Origin of the sequence: Comamonas testosteroni, assembly GCF_000761245.1 — a bacterium.
In the GTDB taxonomy this organism is placed as follows: Bacteria; Pseudomonadota; Gammaproteobacteria; order Burkholderiales; family Burkholderiaceae_C; genus Comamonas; species Comamonas testosteroni_C.
On record NZ_AWOR01000029.1, the window covers coordinates 1 to 364 of the forward strand.

At 60.7% G+C, this 364-nt stretch carries 1 protein-coding gene; it reads left to right on the forward strand.

The window, feature by feature from the left end; all coding sequences use genetic code 11:
- A partial coding sequence (locus P353_RS06735) for a hypothetical protein (RefSeq protein ID WP_034367102.1) occupies positions 1-346 on the forward strand: 346 nt, incomplete at its 5' end.
- Positions 347-364 lie beyond the last annotated feature (18 nt).

The following is a 364-nucleotide window of genomic DNA, read 5'->3' on the forward strand; positions in this document are numbered from 1 at the left end:
TCTGGATCTGAAGCCCGTACTCCTGGCCTCGGATAGTCCGTGGGATATCGAGTCACTCCAGTTCAGCTTCTCCGCTCGCCAGGAGCTGCCCGCATGGGTGCGCCTGGACCGTCATACAGGCCAGCTGACCATCAACGCTCCCAAGGACCTCAGCACCACGCTGGTGCTGCAGATCAAGGTCAGCGACGGAAAAGGGCATGAGTCGGTGCGTACGGTCAAGCTGGTAGTCGGCGATGCACGGGCCACCTCGGCTGTGCCGGCAGGGCGGGCGGGTCTCAGTGAAAAGTTGGCCCATGCGGCTCATCAGCAGGCCGGGAAAAGGATGTCCATGTATGTTCATGGTTGATGGAATCATGAGTGCTGC